The sequence below is a fragment of the Thalassotalea hakodatensis genome, assembly GCF_030295995.1.
GTDB classification, from domain to species: domain Bacteria; phylum Pseudomonadota; class Gammaproteobacteria; order Enterobacterales; family Alteromonadaceae; genus Thalassotalea_C; species Thalassotalea_C hakodatensis.
The window spans coordinates 1,456,752-1,477,049 of record NZ_AP027365.1; the positions used below are offsets into that span (position 1 = coordinate 1,456,752).

A 20,298-nucleotide genomic window follows, 5' to 3' on the forward strand; every position below is an offset into this window, starting at 1 on the left:
TCGCAGGCATAAAGACTCTTATGCCTGCGAAATAATATTACCAATTACCTGTATTTTCCATATTTTGCCAAGGTTCTTTTGGTGGCAAAGCATCACCTTTTTGTAAAAGCTCAATTGAGATCCCATCAGGAGACTTTACAAATGCCATATGGCCGCAGCGCGGTGGGCGATTAATAACAACACCATTATCCATTAAATGTTGACAAGTTGCGTAGATATCATCAACTTCATAGGCTAGGTGACCAAAATTTCTACCTGAGAGATACTCCTCTTCTGAATCCCAATTGTGGGTTAATTCAATTTCAGGCGCACCTTTTTCTGTCGCTAAAAAAATCAAGGTGAACTTACCCGCTGGAACGTCATAACGATTAGTTTCAATAAGCCCAAGTTTGTTGATAAAAAAATCGAGAGACGCCTCAACGTCTTTTACGCGTATCATGGAATGGAGAAATTTCATGTGAACCTCTAATTAATGAATTTTACTGAATTGTTCAAATATACAACTTTAGAGAGATAAAGTAGATGAACGTAGAATACCTCTATCTAGCTGTTCGGTAAATTTATCTTTAAACCGATGATACCAATGAGGATCAGACTAATAAAGAGAAACTGTATGGTTGATAAACTATGTTGATACATCACATAATTTAGCAAAACGATAGTACATACCCCTACAGCTAACCAAATTAAATACGCAATGGTTATTGGAATTTCTTTGATAGCAAAAGAAAATAAAATAAGACTAATAATCATCGATATGATGGCGAGGAATACATAAGATAATTTAGAAAAGGATGCCGATTTGTCTAAAAAAAATAACCAGCCTGCTTCAAAAACACCAGCAACAATGAGAGAAAGCCAATACATAATTCTACTCCAATTAAAGGGCCGTCCCTGATGGAATAGAGCGGTGAGGTCGTCCTCACTTCGGTTAATGTTTTTAAATGGTACGCTTTATTGTCGGTAATTCGAAGTTACTTTTCGAAAAAAGTAAAAAAGCGGTTGAAAATGCTATATAACAAAATTATTATATAATGAATTTGTTATATAGGTGATTTATGAAAGTTCTTTTTTTATGTTCTGAGAACTCTGCACGATCAATAATGGCTGAAGCATTGTTAAAACATCATGGTAAAGATCAATTTGTTGTTTATAGTGCAGGCACTCACCCATCAGGTATTGAACCAAAGGCAGCAAAGGCGATTACGCACTTTGGTTTATCAACAGATGGACTAACATCTAATAGTCTTGATGACGTAAAAGATATTCATTTTGATTACGTGATTACTTTGTGCGACAAAGCAGCGAAAGAGTGTGATACCAGTGTAATGGGGACCAATTGTTTGTCTTGGGACTTTCCTGAACCACGCAGTAGAATGGTTGCTAACCCTTATGAGAAAACACTTCAAGAGCTTAATGAACGAATAAAAATGTTTTTGCTAATTCAAGAAAAGCAAAAGCCAGCCCCAATATCACCTACCATTTTTTTTAAGTGCCTAGCAGATGAGGTGCGCCTTAAAACGTTATTGATTATTGCTGTGGAACAAGAAGCATGTGTTTGTGAAATCATGGAAGCGTTAAATGAAGTGAGTCAGCCAAAGGTATCTCGTCACTTAGCACAACTGAGAAACACAGGTATTTTAGCTGCGAGAAAGCATCAACAATGGGTATTTTATTCATTGAATCCAACGTTAACAGACTGGATGAAATCGGTGATCACTTCAACAGTTGTCAATGAGCCACAGTGTATTGAACAAGAACTAGCAAGATTGAATGCTATGGGTGATCGTCCTACTCGCATGCAACGTTGCTGTAATTAAGGAAAGAAGATGGGAATATTCGAACGGTTTTTATCTTTATGGGTTGCACTGTGTATTGTCTGTGGTGTAGTTTTTGGCGTGTATTTTCCTGATTTTTTTTCATGGGTTGCAAGGGCTGAAGTCGCACAAGTTAATATAATAGTGGCGGTTTTTATTTGGTTAATGATTTATCCGATGATGGTCCAAATTGATTTTTCTACGATAAAAGATGTTGGTAAAAACCCTTCAGGTCTAGTACTGACTTTAGTCATTAATTGGTTAATTAAACCTTTTTCAATGGCTGCACTAGGGTGGTTGTTTTTTGAAGTGGTGTTTACAGATTTCGTTAACCCCGAAAGCGCTCAAGAATATATTGCAGGTATGATTCTACTTGGCGTTGCTCCATGTACAGCAATGGTATTTGTTTGGTCACAGTTAACAAAAGGTGATGCGAACTATACTTTAGTACAAGTATCATTAAATGATATTATCATGATCTTTGCATTTGCGCCTATCGCTGCGTTATTGTTGGGCGTTGCTAATATTAATGTGCCATGGGACACCTTAGTATATTCAGTATTACTCTATGTGGTATTGCCGTTAATTGCAGGGGTTGCAACCCGCGCGATACTCAATAATTCAGAACGAAAAAATCACTCCATTGATGAACTAATATCGAAGTTCAAACCCTTTTCAATTATTGGCTTACTATTAACTGTTGTTCTACTTTTTGCCTTTCAAGCTCAACGGATTATTGAGCAACCGCAAACGATAGTATTGATTGCGATCCCGTTAATTATTCAAACTTATGGCATTTTTATTATTGCATATTATGCGGCAATAAAAATGAAACTAAAGCATAACATTGCAGCCCCTGCCTGTTTAATTGGCACATCTAACTTTTTTGAATTAGCGGTTGCTGTGGCTATTTCACTGTTCGGTTTACATTCTGGTGCTGCGCTTGCAACAGTTGTAGGTGTGTTGGTCGAAGTGCCAATTATGTTATCACTTGTCGCTATTATTAATAAAACACGTCATTGGTTTGATTGAGGAGTTAACAATGTATAAGCACCCATTTGATACCTTAACACTCGAATCTGGGGGGAAGTTCATTTTTACTCCTTGTCCTGGTACACAGAGTGTCAATTTACAGCAATCCATTGAGCAATTAAGGTCCGAAGGTGTTACGACGCTTGTTTCGCTTATGTATGATGATGAACTCGTTACACTTGATGCTCATTCAATAGGACAAGTTTGCCAAGCACAGAACCTAACATGGCTGCAAATGCCAATTAAAGATGATGATGCTCCTAATGACGATTTTATGCGGGCATTTTCACAGCATATTACACGGATAATAAATAGCATAAATAAAGGTGAGGCGATAGCTGTTCATTGTAAGGGGGGATCTGGAAGAACAGGTCTTGTGATCGCCTTATTTCTTATTCATTTAGGTTACGACAAAGCACAAATCGTGGATATGGTGCAATTGATACGACCGAAAGCATTACAACACCCCATACAACGTAAATATTTTAATGACTTTATTTTTTTGGAGACTTCTAATGACAATTAAAGTTGGTATAAACGGTTTTGGCCGAATGGGACGCTTAACCCTGAGAGCAGGTTTTGGTAGTCCAGAAATTGAATTTGTGAAAATAAACGATCCTGCGGGTAATGCAGAAACATTAGCGCATTTATTAAAGTATGACTCGGTGCATGGTATTTGGCCGCATGATATTTCGAATATTGATAATGCGCTTAAAATTAATGATCAGATCATTCATGTTAGCCAACATAAAACGATCAAAGATACCGACTGGTCGGGTTGTGATGTAGTGATTGAAGCATCAGGAAAAATGAAAACGAAGGAAAAATTGCAGAGTTACTTTGATCAAGGTGTTAAAAAAGTTGTCGTTACTGCACCAGTAAAAGAAGAGGGTGTGTTAAATATTGTCATGGGAGTTAATGATGATCTGTATGATGTTAACACTCATGATATTGTCACTGCAGCCTCGTGTACGACAAATTGTTTAGCACCAATTGTTAAGGTTTTACAAGAAAAAACAGGCATTAAGCATGGTTCAATCACTACTATTCACGACATAACGAATACGCAAACTATCTTAGATGCACCACATAAAGATTTAAGGCGTGCACGTGCTTGTGGCATGAGTTTAATCCCGACAACAACCGGATCGGCCACGGCAATTACGCATATATTTCCTGAATTGAAGGGGAAATTAAATGGTCATGCGATCAGAGTGCCGTTAGCAAATGCTTCAATTACTGATTGTGTTTTTGAGCTTGAACGTGCAACAACTGCAAGTGAGCTAAACCTATGGTTTAAAGAGGCCGCAGAAACGAATTTAGCAGGTATTTTAGGCTACGAAGAAAAGCCACTTGTATCAATTGATTATAAAACGGATCCTCGTTCAAGCATTGTTGATGCATTATCAACAATGGTGATTAATGATACCCAAGTGAAAATATATGCTTGGTATGATAATGAATGGGGTTACGCAAATAGAACGGCTGAACTAGCTATTAAAGTAGCTCGTAGTATTCAGTAAGGGCATATAAATGAAACAATTGGCAACGCTTTCTAACGAAATTAAACAGTACTTAATTGTAACAGGCAACTATTGGGCGTTTACGTTGACCGATGGTGCGTTGCGTATGCTGGTTGTTTTGTATTTTCATCAATTAGGGTATTCGCCACTCAGTATAGCAATGCTGTTTTTGTTTTATGAAATATTTGGTGTCATTACTAATTTATTTGGTGGATATTTAGGGGCTCGAGTTGGCTTAAATCGCACGATGAATATAGGCCTTGCTATTCAAGTAATGGCGTTGTTGATGTTAACAGTGCCGGCAGAATGGTTAACTGTTGTTTATGTGATGGCCGCTCAGGCCCTATCGGGGATAGCCAAAGATCTCAATAAAATGAGTGCAAAAAGCTCTATTAAAATGTTGGTGGCTAATGGGCAAGAAGGCACATTATTTAAATGGGTTGCGGTATTAACGGGCTCTAAAAATGCCTTAAAAGGCATTGGTTTTTTTCTTGGCGGTTTGCTGTTAACGTTGTTGTCTTTTCAAGGGGCGATGCTACTGATGGCAGCGGTGTTAACAATGGTTTGGTGCTTTAGTGTATATGCGTTAAAAAATGATTTAGGCAAAGCGAAAACGACGCCAAAGTTTAAGCAGATTTTTTCTAAAAGCGACGCCATTAATACGCTTTCAGCAGCACGCATGTTTTTATTTGGTGCGCGAGATGTATGGTTTGTTGTTGCCTTGCCAGTATTTTTATCCCAAGTATTTAACTGGGATCATTGGACTGTTGGTGGCTTTCTTGCCATTTGGGTCATTGGCTATGGAATTGTGCAATCATGTGTTCCTTCACTATTTAACCTTGACCAAGGTGTATCACCTGCGAAAGATGCAGTTAAATGGACTTCTTTATTAGCATTCGTTACCTTTAGCATTGCAATTATGTTGTCTTTTCAGTGGGCAGTTCAACTTTCTTTAGTTATAGGGCTATTAATATTTGGTATATTGTTTGCCGTTAATTCTTCATTACATAGCTATTTAATTGTCAGTATGGCAAACGCTGACGGAGTTTCTTTGGACGTTGGTTTTTACTATATGGCAAACGCGATGGGTAGGCTGATAGGCACCGTACTGTCTGGTTGGGTTTATCAATATTACGGTTTGACAGCTTGTTTATTTATTTCCAGTGTTTTTATCATGTTAGCGATGCTGGTATCGTATAGATTGCCAAAAACTTCCCTTATTTGATTAAAATTTCATTTTTGAATAATTGTTTCACTTTCGCAGCATTTGCCTGCATGTTCATGTGGTTTTTGTGATTTTTTACTCTTTTTTATTAATAAGTTTTTAAACCATGTTTAAAAATTAAAAAAGAGATTGCGAAACTTTTACTTGTGTTGTTATGATATAACATATCAATAGCTAGCCTGTTTTAAACAATCATAATGAAGAAAAGTATTTTTAAGCGTACTGCTATTGCAAGTGCGGTTTATTGTAGTGCTATTTTTAGTCCTGTATATGCGGATCACTAATCGAAGGGTTGGTGTAATGCTATTAAACAGGAGTGTTTTTTGAGCTTTAGATAGATATGCGAATATGGCGACGGTTACTAATATTCAAATTACTAACACTTTGAGCAAGTGCAATAGAGATTCAGATAATACATTTCCACTCTTTTTATCATTAATTTACTTTACAGAACTGCACGAAGATATCGATTAACAGCAAGTGATGTCAGTGTATTAGATGAGAAAGCAATTTAATAATCTCATTTATTATTTGTGAATTAATGATGTGCTCTGATCAAAACTAATATGGAAGACATAATATGAAGATTTTTGAACAACCGATCTTAGATAAGCTATCTATTGCAACATCCGTTATTTGTGCTATTCACTGTGCTATTGTGCCTATTTTTATTGCACTATTTCCGACAATCTCAGTGTTTAGTAGTAATGAGCATGAATTTCATCAAGCGATAGTATGGTTTATTATACCTTTGAGCATAATGGCTGGCTTTTTGGGATGCTATAAGCATAAGAGTAAAAGGATATTATTAACGATTCTTTCTGGGCTTTGCTTACTTGTTTTTGCTGCATTATTTGTTCATGAACTGTGGGGTGAAAATGTAGAAAAAACGCTAACGGTATTTGCAACCATGATTCTAGCTTTTGCACACTGGCAAAACTTTAAACGTTGTCGTGACAATAGCTGTGATCATTAGATAAGTTGATTTTTTGTTAGCTAATCTAAATAAGTGCTCTCTCATTATATTGATACGTTCAACTTTAATTTTGATACACGCAAAGTTTTTCATCGTTATTGTTAACGTAGCCTTGGCTTTATGTACTTTCTAATCTAAAGGTAAGGCTCGTAAATACGCCGATAAATCAAATGATTAGTGAGCTACTGTGTCAGAATGCTTTACACTTCATGGATGCCTTAATGTTGCCTACTTCCTACGGTATTGAAAATGTTCAGTATTTTTACTTTGGTATATTATTTGTATAAATGTACAAATAATAGTGGTGTTACGATCTTCTAAAATTACTAATACGAATAAATAAAGGGGTATTAAATGAAACTTAAGTACTTAAAAACGACTATTGCAGGTTTGGCAATGGCTATCAGCAGTGTTGCAAATGCTGGATTATTATACGATCAACATTTAATTAACGGCGTACATTTTGGTTCAGGAAATCAAAATGGTGCTTTTACAACGGAAACTAACAACGGTATAGAAATAGGCATACGTGGTAAATTGCGCTTTGACGAAAATAATAATCCACAATCTATATATAACAGTAATGGTGACGGTACTTATTCATTTGATAATGTAGCTCCGCCAACGGGTTTCGGTTGGGCTCCTAATGCATCGACCACTTCGATATGGAGCTGGGATTGGAGCATAGATGTTTCTGGTTCACAATATAGTTTCGGAGATTTAACGTATCTTATGGAGATTGATTTTGATCCATCTTCAGCGACAAACTTTTTATCTTTTGACCCAATCAACAGCCCGAACGATAATTCCAATTCAGGTGCTTCACAGCAAAACTCTTGGAACATGGAATTTTTTAACGGTCCTTTAGCTTACAATAATACTGATGTTGGTATTTATACCATTCAGCTCTCAGCATTTGACGGCTCTACTTTATTAGCAAGCTCTAGTATTGATATTGTGCAGGGTGTTGATATTCCTGAACCATCTACTATCGCTATTTTTGCACTTGGTGTGATTGGTCTAGCTTCGCGTCGATTTAAGAAACAAAGGTAATCATTTTTTAGTCAGCTAAAAATGTAAAACATTCTGCTTTAGTCATCTATGTTAATAGTCAGTCGTAAAGAGCAGAGTGTTTTTTATATCGTTTGTGGTATTAAATATTTAATAGTTGTGAGTCTTGCTGATTTAACATCATCAAGTCTGTTAACTCTCATGGTATTCGAAGCATAAAAAAATCCGCGATATACGCGGATTTTTTATGATAAACATGGTCAAAAGGAAGGAGATTACTTCAGTTTTTTAAGTAATACTTCAACGGCTTTCTCTATTTGCTTATCTTGACCTTTTGATGAAGATTCAGGATCATTCTTAACCATGTGATCTGGCATAGTTTGATTGTTTTCTAGGTATTTTCCTTTTGTATCTTTCATACCAACTTGAGGTACCCCAGCACGAAAATCACCTGAAATACCCGTTTCCCACCAAACTGCAGTCATCGTTCCTGGTACAGGCATGCCTACCATTTCACCTAAGCCTAATTCATCATAGGTGTAAGCAAAAGCATGAGCGTCGCTATAATTTCCTTCGTTAATTAATAATACAGAAGGCTTATTCCATTGATCAAAAGGGTCACCAGCATATTGGCGGCCTCGTACATGCATGGTGAAATATTCATTACCGCTAAGTAGCTTCGCTAAGTCGTTGTGTAACCAGCCACCACCATTAAAACGAGTATCAACAACCACAGCTTCCTTATCAAAATGTTTGCCTAACAAACTAGAATATACGGCTCTAAAACTAGGGTCATTCATGCCTCGAACATGTACATAAGCCAAACGTCCATTTGATAGTTTCTTGACTAATGCTTCACGTGATGTCACCCAACGATCATATAATAAATTACTTACTTTTCTTGCTGATACAGGCTTTATTACTTCATCAAAATGACTACCTTTAGCGTCTTCAAAGGTGAACCTTACTCGTCTACCTGTTGTATGATTAAGTAACTGATATAGGTTTTGGTTTTTGGTTAATTCAACGCCATTTACTGCGGTTAATTTGACACCCAGCTTGACTTTACTTTCGGCATTATCGAAAGGACCATTAGCGAGTACTTCTTCAACCAGTAAGCCATTATCATCATTAAAAAATAGCCCTAAACGACCGGTTTTATCATTGGTGCTCGTAGATTTAGGTCGGTAAGATGAGCCAATGTGTGACGCATTCAATTCGCCGGTCATTTCAGCAAACATGTTGGCAAAATCTCGACCATGACCAATTGAAGTTAGCTTCTTACGATAAGATTTACCAATATCATCCCAATCGATGCCATGATAATCGCTTCGATAAAATTTATCTTTAATGACACGCCAGCTGTGGTCAAACATGAATTCTCGCTCTGCAACAGTTTTAAGTTGCATAACAGGATTAACTTTAATTGATTTTAATGTGATTTTTTTACCGACTTTACCTTGCTTTAATTGACCATCGGCAAGGATAAAAAGGTTTTTTTCATCTTCACTAAACGACATATTCACAGAACGGGCATTGAGCTTGGCGACTAATTCCGTCTTTTTATCTTTAATTGATTGACGCCATAAATCAAAGCCTTTTTCAAAGCGCGCTAAGTAATATAACTCTTTAGCATCTTTAGTCAGGTAGGCTTGGCCTAAATGTGATGAGTGTACAGTAAGACGAACAGTGCGACGTTCGATATTTTCCCAGTCGATTTCTACAGGTGCTTTTGATTTGGTTTTATCAACAGCCTTTTCTTCGTCTTTTTTATCCTTTGCTTGCTTGTCTTCTAGTTCTTTTTGTAATTCGTATTCTTCTTTAGACATACGAAATTTGTCATAGCTATCTTGCGTTAAAAATGCTGCTAACACATCACCTTCGCGCCCCCAACTGCCATGGTCTCGTTGACCAAAACGAGCGCTCCACCACAAAACGGCATTACCATCTGTATGCCAAGTAGGCGAACCATCGTTGTAACCAGATAGACTGATGTCTTTCGGTTTTGCTGAACCATCTGATGGGAAAATGCCAACATTTTTAATAAACAATCGGCCACGTGGAGCAAAGTTTGCTGTCATCCAATAACTATCTGGTGCCCAAGCAAATGAAATATCTCCATCGGCATACGAATAATTGTTTTCTTTACTTAACGCTACATTGACTTTTTTGGTTTCACGGTTAATAATTTGGATTTCGTCACGGTTTGACAAAAAGGCTATTTTTTTACCGTTTGGTGAATATACCGGCTGAAAACTATCGGTATCGGCTAAATACACTGTTTTTTCTGTTAATGTTGTTGCCGCAAAAAAGTAGGGCTCTGACTCGTTTTCAATGGTCGTTTCATATAAGCCCCAGTTGTCATCACGCTCTGCTGCATATAAAAGCGTTTTACCATCTTTATGGAAAGATACAGAACGCTCTTGTTGAGGGGTATTGGTTATTGCACGAGTTGTTTTAAATTCTGTACTAGCAACAAAAACTTCACCCCGGGCAATAAATGCCACTTCCTTACCGTCGGGTGAAACCGCGTATTCTGTAATTTTTCCACCTAACGAAACAGGCAGTAATTCATCTTCTTGTACATCGTTGGCAATGGTTATTTTTACATGTTTTAAAGAACCGTTTTTATTGGTGTAGATGTTGCCGTGATGAACAAAGGCCAGGGTACCGTTATCACTGGTTGATAAGCTACGTACAGGGTGTTGTTTAAATTTGGTGATTTGCTTTTTGTTACTACCATTTAAGCTTGATTGCCAAACATTAAACACGTCTGACTTTTCTTCTGAGGTGTAATAAAAGGTATCATTATTTTTCCAGACTGGGTTATGGTCACCGCCTTTAAAAGTCGTTAACTGCTGATGTTTCCCAGAGTTTAGATCGTGTAACCAAATATCTCGGGCAAATGCTGAAACATCGTGCTTTCTAAATTGGTTTTCATAAGATTTTTCATCACGATAAAGTACTTGATCGCCGTTAGGTGAAAATTGAAGCTCAGACGCCGGAACCGTAGCAAGCATTTTTGGTGTTGCACCATCAACGGAAACGGTATAGCTTTCTGTTAAGCGAGTCGTGGGGAATATCGTTGAGTCTTTTGAGTCTATACGGCTAGAGGTGAATAGCACTTCTTTATTATTTTTCGTGAAATCTTGTGGAATATCATTAGCCGAATGATAGGTGAGTCGTTTGGCCTTGCCGCCATTTTCAGGCATGATATAAACATCTAAGTTACCACTTCGATCACTGGCAAAGGCGATGTTTTTGCCATCACTAGACCAAATAGGGTGTCCATCCCAATCACTATGAATAGTTAACGGTCTAGCCGTTCCACCATTTGTAGGAACAGTGTAGATATCTCCTTTGTATGAAAATGCGATAGTTTTACTGTCGGGTGAAATACTACTGTGCAGGAACCATTCCTGTTCTTTTTCTACGGCTGTTGCGGCAGTGGCAAAGATTGCCAAAGCCGACAATGCATATTTTTTATAGCGCATTATTGATATTCCTTGAGCAACTGGAGGAGTTGTTTTATTTTTTGTTATTTTGATGTGATGTTATAACAAATACAGTGACTATGCCAATGAGCATTCGATAAGGTGTAAGAAAGCTGCGACGGTTATTTTGCAATTGGTATAAAAGCGTTTTACCGTGGAGGGTACTTATTTTAATGTTCGTAAAATGTACTGATGCTAATACTTTTTGTAAGTTAGCGGGCGGCTAAGGTGCCGCCCGCTAACTAAATGTTATGGTTTCAGTTCTACGTCTGAATCGGCAATCAAATATATGCTAGCTGCATATGCTGCAATGTTTTGGGCTAATTCATCAGGGTTAATTTTATCAAGCGTATCGTCTGGTGTATGATGTAAATCAAAGTAATCTCCTCCGTTTTGACTTAAACGAATAGTAGGTACACCTTTAGCGGCAAGCGGGATGATATCTGGGCCGCCACCTGGTACGTTTGAACCCCCTCTAATAATACCCAAAGGTGATAAGATTTTAGCAATATCATCCATTAACAGGGTAGCTTTTGGGTTGACGTTTGACACCAGTTGCCAAATAGTTTGTGCACCGAAATCTGATTCTGTTGCTACTACATGATTTTTCAAATTAGCTTCATGCTGTTTAGCATAGGAAAATGCGCCGAGTAGGCCGACTTCTTCTGCGCCAAACATAACCACTCGAATGGTACGTTTAGGACGCTTAGGTAGCTTTGCAATAAGCGCTGCAGCAGCGGTGGTAATAGCAATACCAGCACCGTCATCTACGGCACCAGTACCGAGATCCCAACTATCTAAATGGCCACCAATGAGAACTATCTCTTCTGGTTTCTCACTACCAACTAGATCTAAAATGACGTTACCACTGCTCACATCACCTTTCCATTTTGATTCTGAATGAAGCGATATAGTTAAGGGTTTATCTAAGTTGTGTAAACGGCGAAGGTGATCAGCATCAGGGTTTGAAATTGCAATCACTGGAATACTTGCCCATTTATCACCATCTGAACTCATCATTCCCGAATGAGGAAATCGGTGTGAATCTGAGCCAACAGAGCGAACAACTAAGGCACTTGCACCACCACGTTCAGCATGTTGCCAGCCTATTCTTCGGCGTTGATTCGCTTGACCATAACCGGCGCCAGTTTGGCTTTTTACCATCATATCGCCATCAACAAACACAATTTTACCGTTCAAGCTATTATCTTTCACTGCTTTTAATGCGTGAATATCTCTAAAATATACAACATCAGCATTAATACTTTCTTTAGTAGGTGCAGCACCACCTAAAGCCGTACCGTATAAATCTTGTTGGTAAGGGGATGTAAGCGATATATGTAAGTGGCCTCTATCCCAGAACGGCATAGTGAACTCTTCAATCCAAGCCTTATCAAAACCTAAATCTTGCCCTAATTTAAGCCCCCAGTCTCTCGCCCGCTTTTCTGCTTCAGAGCCGCCTAAGCGAGGGCCAATTTCTGTGGTCAGAGAAGTGACAATTTCCATGCCTAAATCGCTTTTGATAGCGGTTTGCATGAGTTGTGTTGCGGTTTGTTTTTGATCATCAGTTATTGGGGATTGTGTCGCCAATAATTGCACACTAAAAATGCTTAGCACAGCGCCAAAAGTAAGGCGTTTCAATTGTTGCATGAATTCTCCAGTGATATTGTTATAAGTTATAAGTTATTAGTTTGTGAGCGTAAAAAGTTAATTCTACGCTATTTTATCGTTATATTCACACAAGTCTTCAGTAATAAAAAACCTATTTATCTTTCAGTATGCCTCAAGCTAGTGGCACAGTAATTAAGCCTTCTAGTCATAGCAGGGGGAATTTGCGGTATTGGCGCTGTATTGCAGACAGTAATGGTGCTGGAAAATCAACGCTATATAAGATTTTATTGGGCATTATCGTACCTTCGGATGGCGTAGCAATGTTTTAGGTACACCGTCACATTCATAACCCCATAAGCTTCGCGGCGATATAGGTTTTGTAAATGAGGAGCACTCTTGATTTGAAGACAGATCAAAAAAACAAATTATTGACTGCTCCTGACATCAAGCGCTTGTTTGCTTCATTGTGCTATTACGTGTAATTGCTGCATTTTTGGACATGGCATATTGAATGAAAATGGTGAAAAACTTATTACAGTGACTACCACAACAATACTAGCAATAGCACATTGGTAAAACTTTAAACGCTGCCTTGAAAATAGCTGCGACCATTAACGTGATTTCTTTGAACCTTTTATAGAGTTGTAAATCATAGTGATGAATTATATTCATGTATTTATGAGAAAATACCATTTTTATTCATAGTAAGACGCACGTATAAATCACATATGAGCTTAGCGCTACCAACATTGACAGGGTTACCTAAGTAATGATGGATATTCCACGATGCAGACAACTTCGGGAAGCGTAACAAGCAAGCAGTTTGTTTTGGTTTATTACAGGAAATGGGTTATCAAATCACCATGAGTAAAGATTTTACATTTAACATAAAGAATATTTGTCTTGATGAAAATTATCATCCTTCAGACAATACACGTATTACAACCAACTTTGCTAATCTGGCAAGAGGTGAAAGCCGCCAGCAAAATTTACGTAACGCGTTGAAGATGATCAATAATAGCTTTAATGCGTTGGCATTTTGGGATAATCCAAAAGCAGATCGTTACTCGGTCGAGCTTGACATTATTTCAATCGATATGGATATCAACGGTGATGGCGACGCATTTCCATCCATTGAAATTCTGAAAACTAATATCGTTGATCATAAAACGGATGAACGTATTGAAGGAATCGTAGGTAATAACTTTTCTTCTTATGTGCGCGATTATGATTTTAGTGTATTGCTTGGTGAGCATAATAAAGGACAATCACAATTTAGTGTTCCTGAAAATTTTGGTGAATTACACGGCAAACTTTTTCAATATTTTGTTCATTCAAATGCTTATAAGCAGCACTTTAAAAAGTTGCCTGTTATTTGTTTAAGTGTATCTGATAATAAAACCTACTACCGTACAGACAATCAACATCCGGTTTTGGGTGTTGAATATCAGCCAAACGAGTCCTCATTAACTGAGCAATACTTCAAAAAGATGGGCTTGCAGGTTCGATATTTTATGCCACCTAATAGTGTCGCACCGTTAGCGTTTTATTTTTTTGGTGACTTGCTTAACGACTACAGCAACCTTGAACTAATAAGCACTATTAGCACAATGGAAACGTTTCAAAAGATTTATCGACCTGAAATTTATAATGCCAATGCCGTTGCGGGAAATTGCTATCAACCAAACTTAAATAACGTAGATCATTCACTTACCCAAATAGTGTATGACCGAGAAGAACGCAGTGAATTAGCAATAAAGCAAGGTAAGTTTGCTGAAGAGAATTTTATTAAGCCTTATCAAACCGTACTTGAGCAGTGGTCTGCTAAATACGCACTTTAATTGATTTTAGCGACACAAAAGGTAAAGCAGTACTATTATGAACAATACTAACGTTAACACATTATTACCCACGTCTACGGCTGGCAGTTTACCTAAACCGTCATGGCTTGCAGAACCTGAGGCGCTTTGGTCTCCTTGGAAGCTACAAGGTAAAGCTTTAATTGACGGTAAATGTGATGCACTACGAGTGTCATTGCATGAGCAGCAACAGGCGGGAATTGACATTGTTAGTGATGGCGAACAAACGCGTCAACATTTTGTGACTACCTTTATTGAACATCTTAATGGCGTAGATTTTGAAAACCGTAAAACGGTTAAGATACGTGATCGTTATAATGCGAGCGTACCTACGGTTATTGGTCCAGTTTCACGTACTAAATCAGTTTTTGTGGAGGATGCAAAGACACTACGAACACAAACTAATCAACCGATAAAGTGGGCGCTACCAGGCCCTATGACAATGATCGACACCTTGTTTGATGACCACTACAAAAGCCGTGAAAAGCTGGCATGGGAATTTGCTAAAATTCTTAATGAAGAAGCCAGAGAGTTAGAGGCTGCTGGGGTTGATATTATTCAATTTGATGAACCTGCGTTTAATGTGTTTTTTGATGAAGTGAACAAATGGGGAATTGCGTGTTTAGAAAGAGCAGTTCAAGGTTTAAAATGTGAAACAGCAGTTCATATTTGTTATGGCTACGGTATTAAGGCCAACACCGATTGGAAGAAAACATTGGGCTCGGAATGGCGACAATACGAAGCGATATTTCCACGATTGCAAGAATCGAAAATCGATATTATTTCGTTAGAATGCCATAACTCTCATGTGCCAATTGAGCTGCTTGAATTGATCCGCGGTAAAAAAGTTATGGTAGGGGCAATTGATGTCGCCACGAATACCATTGAAACACCGGAACAAGTCGCTGATACGTTAAGAAAGGCATTACAATATGTTGATGCAGACAAGCTTTACCCATGCACAAACTGTGGTATGGCACCTTTATCACGAGAAATTGCACGCGGTAAATTGAATGCGTTAAGTGCAGGAGCAGCGATAGTTCGTCAAGAAATCGTTAACCTATAAAATTAACATAGTTGTATTTTAATACCTTCAGTAAATTGGCGAGTATTGAATAGGTTTATTGGTTTGATGCGTATGTATCAAACCAATATTAAAAAATAAAAGTGCCTTTATAAAAAAAGCTGCGCTAGCATTCTTAAACCCGTTATGAGTAATACAATGGCAAAGACCTTTTTTAGTTTTACTGCATCTAATTTTGCTGCAAAAGCTGCTCCAATAGGGGCAAACAAGACCGTTAATGGCACAATAAAAATAAACCCAATTAGGTTAACTAAACCATAAGTACCAACAGGTGCGTCAGTTGGTGTGCTACCTAGAGTAAGCATGGTTATCGCGCCAGGTAGCGAAATGATTAACCCAATTGCTGCTGCAGTGCCAACAGCTTTGTGAGCGGGATAGTTAAAAAGGGTAAGCAATGGTACTGAAATCGTGCCGCCGCCAATGCCCACCATTGCACTGAAAAAGCCGATAGATGTGCCCATGACGGTTTGTCCTACGATATTAGGTAATGCTTTATATATCGTTGATTTACCTGTTCTAAACAACATATTAAGTGCTGACATTGTTGCTATCAAGCCAAATAATAAGGTTAATATGGTGCCATCTACGCGAGTGACTAGCCAACTGCCCACTAACACACCTACAAGAATACAAACTGACCAGCGTTTTAATAGCACCACATCAACGTTACCTTGTCGATGATGAGAACGAATTGAGCTAATTGAAGTGGGCACGATGGTAGCTAAAGATGTTGCGGTAGCAACGAGCATTGCAGATTCAGCAGAAACACCAAGGCTTTGAAATAAAAAATAAAGTACTGGCACAATCACTATGCCGCCACCTACACCTAACAAACCTGCTAACATTCCAGCGAATATGCCGGTGGCAACCAATGCTGAAAATGTAGGGATATTATTCAATATAAACTCAATGTAATTCATTAGTAACTGCTCTAATGTATAAGTGAAGGGGGATTAAAGCGTGTTGATCTTTCATGTTTACTTTTGCCGCAATTTGTTTGGTATTTATACAAGGCAACACTTGCGCTGTGTAGTTATTCTACTCCAGTCAAGCGTTAACACAGTAGAAATGCCAAACAGATACAGCCCGAAGAGTTCAACTAAACGCCTCCTGCTCTTTGTTACTTGAATTAACCATTGAATGACTATGCAATAATCCAAGTGCCGCGATCAGAAGGCGTGTAATTTGAACAAAACTTAAACAGCAAAGATCAACACGCTCTAGTGGCTAATTCGTTTTATTCGAGGTATTGTATCGAACCTTATTTGATGAGTATAAATGATATAATTTCATGAATTAATGAATTCCACTCATGATAAAGTGAACAGGACCAATAACATGTTAGAAAGGATCCATTTAGAAATACTTACCGCCATAAAAACACATGGTACGCTAACTAAGGCGGCTAGTTCATTACATTTAACGCAGTCTGCATTGAGCCATAGTATTAAAAAATTAGAAGGACAAATTGGTACATCTATCTGGCAGAAAGATGGGCGGAGTTTACGGCTTACAGCAGCAGGTGAGCATATTCAAATTCTTGCTAATAGAATGCTGCCTCAGTTTTCCCATACGGAATTATTACTCAAGCAAATTGCAAAAGGTGAAATGGGTTCGTTACGCATTGGAATGGAGTGTCACCCTTGTTATCAATGGTTACTCAGGGTTATTCAACCTTATTTAGAACACTGGCCAGACATTGATATGGACGTCAGGCAAGAATTTCAATTTGGTGCATTGGGCGCATTACTTAGTTATGAAATTGATGTATTAATAACGCCAGATCCATTATATAAACCAAAAATAGACTATATTCCCGTGTTTAATTATGAGCATAGGTTGGTTGTTTCTGAATCTCATGATCTGGCGAATCAAGCATATGTACTACCTGAACAACTAACTAAAGAAGTTCTCTTTAGTTATCCTGTTGAACCAATGAGACTTGATATTTTTAGTCAATTTCTTAATCCAGCTAAGTGTTCAGTAAAAAAACACAAAACGATTGAAACCACTGAGATTATGTTACAGATGGTCGCTGCTGGTCGTGGAATTTGCGCCTTACCTGGTTGGCTGGTTGATGAGTACTCAAATGCAATGCCGATCAAAAGTCTTCGCTTTGGTCAGCAGGGTATCAATAAACAGATCTTTGTTGGTATTCGTAATGATGAACAACATATTGATTACTTGAGCGATTTTATTACTCATGCGAAAAATACAGCATGATCAGTTAAGTCAGTTTAAGAAGGTCTAAACGTGATAGCCATTCAGGTTACTTACATAATGGAAAAACAAAAAAAGCGTGAAAGCAAGCCATCCTTGGCTTGCAGATTTAATTAGCGTCTATCAGGTCTTGATAATCGCTTTGGTTCGCCACATCTTGGATAAACTCTCTGCCATTAACCGACAGTGGAATATCTGTTGAAGCCTGATTAAAGGCGTCGCGGCTGAATTGGCTAAACGAAACTTGTAAGGCTTCGATTGTGATATTGATAGTTCCACTGACCGGGCTTGCAATACCATCACTCACCGTGTAACTAAAACTGTCAGAGCCTGTTTGCTCGGCAAATGGGATGTAAGTAAAGGTCCCATCTGAGGTCACACCAACGGTACCAAGCATTGGATCGCTGCTGATCTCATAGGTCAGTGGGTCACCATTAGCATCGCTAGCAGGCAAATTATCAACAATGTTTGTTTCAGTTTGTGTCGCTAAATTAGCGTCATTTGCAACTGGTGGTACGTTTGGCTCAATAACAACCTTACCGTCATTGTCGCTATCCAAACAAGCGCTCAAACTTATCACCACCGACGATAAAGCAAACAGTTTTAGACGATATACATTTATTTTATTCATGTTTGATTCCTTCATTAATTGTATGCTTATTCAGAGCCCGCTTTAGGCGTTGCTAAGTATGGGAATGTTGCATCCATCATGTTGGCATTTAAGGGGGCACCATCGGTAAAAGGCACGTTACCTACAACAGCATCTTCTGGGGCACATAAGCCAAGATTTGTTGATTCTCCGTTTACTGGAATAGGGTGACATAAAGCCCCCATAGCTACGCGAAGGGCAATATCTACTACATCATCACCAGGGCGACGACCGTTCGGAAACCCAGCTAAGTCATTACCAGCAACACCAAAGGCAGATTGCTCTGATTGCGGTGTGGCAGGAATACCAGTGTTTAGTCTTAACATTTCAGATGGAGTTACCGTAGAAAGCTGGTTTACACCTTCAACACCCGTTAGAAAGGCAGTGACTAAATCTGTTCTTGGGAAGTTAGTTGGCGCAAGCGTTGCAAAGTCTGTTCCTAACGTCGCATTTACGGGGTCTTTAAACAAAATGTTCAGCAACTCAGGCAATGCGGGGTGCGTGACATAATCCGCAAACTGCCCATCATTCATCGGATGTGCGCTTGAGAACTTATCTTTATCTTCAATACCAATAACTAATTCGTTGACCAGAGGTGAGCCTAAACGCGAAACCTGTGTCATGGCACCGCCAGTAACTTCTGGTTTATCAAATGTCGCATTCGGATTTAGCACGCGCGCTTGCGGAAGGCTTGCGGTGGTCCAGCTTCCAATAGTGCCGTTGCCGTCACCTGTTATGCATGCCTTAGGTACTTCAATAGCAATGCTCGTTACGTTTTTATTGGCCAAATCATCATTACCTGCATCTTGTGTAATGCCGCCGGGAAAACCGCCGTTATCATTAGCACCTGGTGCGCTATCACCTTCTACTGGTACATAGTTCACTAGATCGAAAGTTTCGCCTAGGTTGACCACAAATGGGTCTTTACGCTGACCTACAAACACACGGCCCATGGTGCTACAGCCAGGTATGGAAATGTCATACACGAAGCTATTGGCGTAGTCCTGATATCCTGCCATATTAGAAAATGTTTTATTACCAATGTAATCCAGAGGCTTACTAAAACTTTCACCGCCGCTAGTTGCATTGCTGATGGGTGTGTGTGTACCGCTGCGAGTATCGCCTTCAATCATTGTTAATGTGTATGATTCAGCAAAATTTGCGCTGTTTTGATCTGTGGCCGACACAGGGCCAATATTAACGAGTGGCACGCCCACTGAACGCTGATTTCCTTCCGGACCAACAGTTAACTTCACTCCTTGATTATTGTTTGCGAGGCTGCGTTCAAAGTCAAAGGCAAAGGTAATATCTTCAACGGCATCGCCGTCAGTATCTATATGAATGCTATAGATAGCTTCTGGATCCATGGGGAAATAATTTGGACCGCCGTAAGCATCTTGCAAAGGAATATAGTTTGCAATCATAGTCACGTAGTCTCCACGGCCTTCTTCATAGCTATTAAAAGCGTAAAAGTCGGTAGAGTCGACGGTAGGGAAGCGAGTAATATTTGGTGCTTCACGGTGGCTAGATGCTTGTATGGTACTACTAATGGCTACACAGCATAAGGCTGGTATTATTAGTGATAGATGTGCTTTTTTCATAGTTTGCTTTCCTTTTCGTTTAAATTACCTCAAGCCAAACGAGCGAGGAAAGCAACTGGATGCATAAAAATTAAAATTTTTTTAAGACTTGTTTACCTTAGAAAATTACTCGACTACCTGAGGTGACAACAATTGATCTTATTTTAATTGTGAACACTTGAATAGTTACTATTGTTGGCCTTTAGTTTTAGTTGTT

17 protein-coding genes are annotated in these 20,298 nt (G+C 38.6%); 10 read left to right on the top strand and 7 right to left on the bottom strand.

Annotation, left to right across the window (positions count from 1 at the left end; genetic code table 11):
• Positions 1–37: 37 nt before the first annotated feature.
• Both QUE72_RS06380 and QUE72_RS06385 read right to left on the bottom strand, forming a co-directional pair.
• Positions 38–457, bottom strand: coding sequence for a VOC family protein (locus QUE72_RS06380; protein ID WP_286272272.1), 420 nt, complete (start codon positions 455–457; stop codon positions 38–40).
• A gap of 86 nt (positions 458–543) precedes the next feature.
• Positions 544–867: a DMT family transporter gene (locus QUE72_RS06385; RefSeq protein WP_074499999.1), complete on the bottom strand. Its 324-nt coding sequence runs from the start codon at positions 865–867 to the stop codon at positions 544–546.
• A gap of 191 nt (positions 868–1,058) precedes the next feature.
• On the opposite strand from QUE72_RS06385, the gene QUE72_RS06390 reads away from it, so the two are divergent.
• The 7 genes from QUE72_RS06390 (at position 1,059) to QUE72_RS06420 (ending at position 7,626) form a co-directional block, all read left to right on the top strand.
• On the top strand, positions 1,059–1,820 hold the full coding sequence (locus tag QUE72_RS06390; protein ID WP_074500001.1) for a metalloregulator ArsR/SmtB family transcription factor: 762 nt from the start codon (positions 1,059–1,061) through the stop codon (positions 1,818–1,820).
• Positions 1,821–1,829: 9 nt separating this feature from the next.
• Positions 1,830–2,849: an ACR3 family arsenite efflux transporter gene (arsB, locus tag QUE72_RS06395; protein WP_286272273.1), complete on the top strand. Its 1,020-nt coding sequence runs from the start codon at positions 1,830–1,832 to the stop codon at positions 2,847–2,849.
• Positions 2,850–2,859: 10 nt separating this feature from the next.
• Positions 2,860–3,375 carry a phosphatase domain-containing putative toxin gene (locus tag QUE72_RS06400; RefSeq protein ID WP_286272274.1) on the top strand — a complete coding sequence of 172 codons (516 nt, stop codon included), beginning with the start codon at positions 2,860–2,862 and terminating at the stop codon, positions 3,373–3,375.
• Positions 3,365–4,372, top strand: coding sequence for an ArsJ-associated glyceraldehyde-3-phosphate dehydrogenase (locus tag QUE72_RS06405; RefSeq protein ID WP_286272275.1), 1,008 nt, complete (start codon positions 3,365–3,367; stop codon positions 4,370–4,372). The genes QUE72_RS06400 and QUE72_RS06405 overlap by 11 nt, the downstream gene beginning before the upstream one ends.
• A 10-nt stretch (positions 4,373–4,382) precedes the next feature.
• The gene (gene arsJ, locus QUE72_RS06410) at positions 4,383–5,597 is read left to right on the top strand and encodes an organoarsenical effux MFS transporter ArsJ (RefSeq protein ID WP_286272276.1); all 1,215 of its coding nucleotides are present in this window, start codon (positions 4,383–4,385) and stop codon (positions 5,595–5,597) included.
• 580 nt (positions 5,598–6,177) lie between these two features.
• Positions 6,178–6,573, top strand: a complete 396-nt coding sequence (locus QUE72_RS06415; RefSeq protein ID WP_074500015.1) for a MerC domain-containing protein — start codon at positions 6,178–6,180, stop codon at positions 6,571–6,573.
• 354 nt (positions 6,574–6,927) lie between these two features.
• Positions 6,928–7,626, top strand: coding sequence for a PEP-CTERM sorting domain-containing protein (locus QUE72_RS06420; protein ID WP_074500018.1), 699 nt, complete (start codon positions 6,928–6,930; stop codon positions 7,624–7,626).
• Positions 7,627–7,859: 233 nt separating this feature from the next.
• On the opposite strand, the gene QUE72_RS06425 is transcribed toward QUE72_RS06420, so the two are convergent.
• Together QUE72_RS06425 and QUE72_RS06430 are read right to left on the bottom strand one after the other, a co-directional pair.
• Positions 7,860–11,078: a S41 family peptidase gene (locus tag QUE72_RS06425; protein WP_286272277.1), complete on the bottom strand. Its 3,219-nt coding sequence runs from the start codon at positions 11,076–11,078 to the stop codon at positions 7,860–7,862.
• 249 nt (positions 11,079–11,327) lie between these two features.
• Positions 11,328–12,728 (bottom strand): M20/M25/M40 family metallo-hydrolase, encoded by a 1,401-nt coding sequence (locus QUE72_RS06430; protein WP_286272278.1) that lies wholly within the window; start codon positions 12,726–12,728, stop codon positions 11,328–11,330.
• An 824-nt stretch (positions 12,729–13,552) separates the two neighbouring features.
• Here QUE72_RS06430 and QUE72_RS06435 point away from each other — a divergent pair.
• Positions 13,553–14,530, top strand: coding sequence for a DUF1852 domain-containing protein (locus QUE72_RS06435; RefSeq protein WP_286272280.1), 978 nt, complete (start codon positions 13,553–13,555; stop codon positions 14,528–14,530).
• A 37-nt stretch (positions 14,531–14,567) separates the two neighbouring features.
• Positions 14,568–15,614, top strand: a complete 1,047-nt coding sequence (locus QUE72_RS06440; protein WP_286272283.1) for a methionine synthase — start codon at positions 14,568–14,570, stop codon at positions 15,612–15,614.
• 107 nt (positions 15,615–15,721) lie between these two features.
• Here the strand turns inward: QUE72_RS06440 and QUE72_RS06445 are convergent, their stop codons facing one another.
• A complete protein-coding gene (locus QUE72_RS06445) occupies positions 15,722–16,552 on the bottom strand; it encodes a sulfite exporter TauE/SafE family protein (protein ID WP_407704958.1) in 831 nt (276 codons plus the stop codon).
• Between the two features lie 418 nt (positions 16,553–16,970).
• Here QUE72_RS06445 and QUE72_RS06450 point away from each other — a divergent pair, with 418 nt between their 5' ends.
• A complete protein-coding gene (locus tag QUE72_RS06450) occupies positions 16,971–17,855 on the top strand; it encodes a LysR family transcriptional regulator (RefSeq protein ID WP_286272284.1) in 885 nt (294 codons plus the stop codon).
• A 106-nt stretch (positions 17,856–17,961) separates the two neighbouring features.
• On the opposite strand, the gene QUE72_RS06455 is transcribed toward QUE72_RS06450, so the two are convergent.
• Together QUE72_RS06455 and QUE72_RS06460 are read right to left on the bottom strand one after the other, a co-directional pair.
• On the bottom strand, positions 17,962–18,483 hold the full coding sequence (locus QUE72_RS06455) for an Ig-like domain-containing protein (RefSeq protein ID WP_286272286.1): 522 nt from the start codon (positions 18,481–18,483) through the stop codon (positions 17,962–17,964).
• Positions 18,484–18,509: 26 nt separating this feature from the next.
• Complete coding sequence (locus tag QUE72_RS06460; RefSeq protein ID WP_074498473.1) at positions 18,510–20,102, bottom strand: DUF4331 domain-containing protein; 1,593 nt, start codon at positions 20,100–20,102, stop codon at positions 18,510–18,512.
• Between the last annotated feature and the right edge of the window lie 196 nt (positions 20,103–20,298).

What these genes read in the sequence shown, in the direction of transcription:
- QUE72_RS06380 (WP_286272272.1), bottom strand. Translation starts at nt 457, where the DNA reads ATGAAATTTCTCCATTCCATGATACGCGTAAAAGACGTTGAGGCGTCT.
- QUE72_RS06385 (WP_074499999.1), bottom strand. Translation starts at nt 867, where the DNA reads ATGTATTGGCTTTCTCTCATTGTTGCTGGTGTTTTTGAAGCAGGCTGG.
- QUE72_RS06415 (WP_074500015.1), top strand. Translation starts at nt 6,178, where the DNA reads ATGAAGATTTTTGAACAACCGATCTTAGATAAGCTATCTATTGCAACA.
- QUE72_RS06405 (WP_286272275.1), top strand. Translation starts at nt 3,365, where the DNA reads ATGACAATTAAAGTTGGTATAAACGGTTTTGGCCGAATGGGACGCTTA.
- QUE72_RS06400 (WP_286272274.1), top strand. Translation starts at nt 2,860, where the DNA reads ATGTATAAGCACCCATTTGATACCTTAACACTCGAATCTGGGGGGAAG.
- QUE72_RS06430 (WP_286272278.1), bottom strand. Translation starts at nt 12,728, where the DNA reads ATGCAACAATTGAAACGCCTTACTTTTGGCGCTGTGCTAAGCATTTTT.
- QUE72_RS06420 (WP_074500018.1), top strand. Translation starts at nt 6,928, where the DNA reads ATGAAACTTAAGTACTTAAAAACGACTATTGCAGGTTTGGCAATGGCT.
- QUE72_RS06450 (WP_286272284.1), top strand. Translation starts at nt 16,971, where the DNA reads ATGTTAGAAAGGATCCATTTAGAAATACTTACCGCCATAAAAACACAT.
- QUE72_RS06460 (WP_074498473.1), bottom strand. Translation starts at nt 20,102, where the DNA reads ATGAAAAAAGCACATCTATCACTAATAATACCAGCCTTATGCTGTGTA.
- QUE72_RS06440 (WP_286272283.1), top strand. Translation starts at nt 14,568, where the DNA reads ATGAACAATACTAACGTTAACACATTATTACCCACGTCTACGGCTGGC.
- QUE72_RS06425 (WP_286272277.1), bottom strand. Translation starts at nt 11,078, where the DNA reads ATGCGCTATAAAAAATATGCATTGTCGGCTTTGGCAATCTTTGCCACT.
- QUE72_RS06445 (WP_407704958.1), bottom strand. Translation starts at nt 16,552, where the DNA reads ATGAATTACATTGAGTTTATATTGAATAATATCCCTACATTTTCAGCA.
- QUE72_RS06435 (WP_286272280.1), top strand. Translation starts at nt 13,553, where the DNA reads ATGAGTAAAGATTTTACATTTAACATAAAGAATATTTGTCTTGATGAA.
- QUE72_RS06455 (WP_286272286.1), bottom strand. Translation starts at nt 18,483, where the DNA reads ATGAATAAAATAAATGTATATCGTCTAAAACTGTTTGCTTTATCGTCG.
- arsJ (WP_286272276.1), top strand. Translation starts at nt 4,383, where the DNA reads ATGAAACAATTGGCAACGCTTTCTAACGAAATTAAACAGTACTTAATT.
- arsB (WP_286272273.1), top strand. Translation starts at nt 1,830, where the DNA reads ATGGGAATATTCGAACGGTTTTTATCTTTATGGGTTGCACTGTGTATT.
- QUE72_RS06390 (WP_074500001.1), top strand. Translation starts at nt 1,059, where the DNA reads ATGAAAGTTCTTTTTTTATGTTCTGAGAACTCTGCACGATCAATAATG.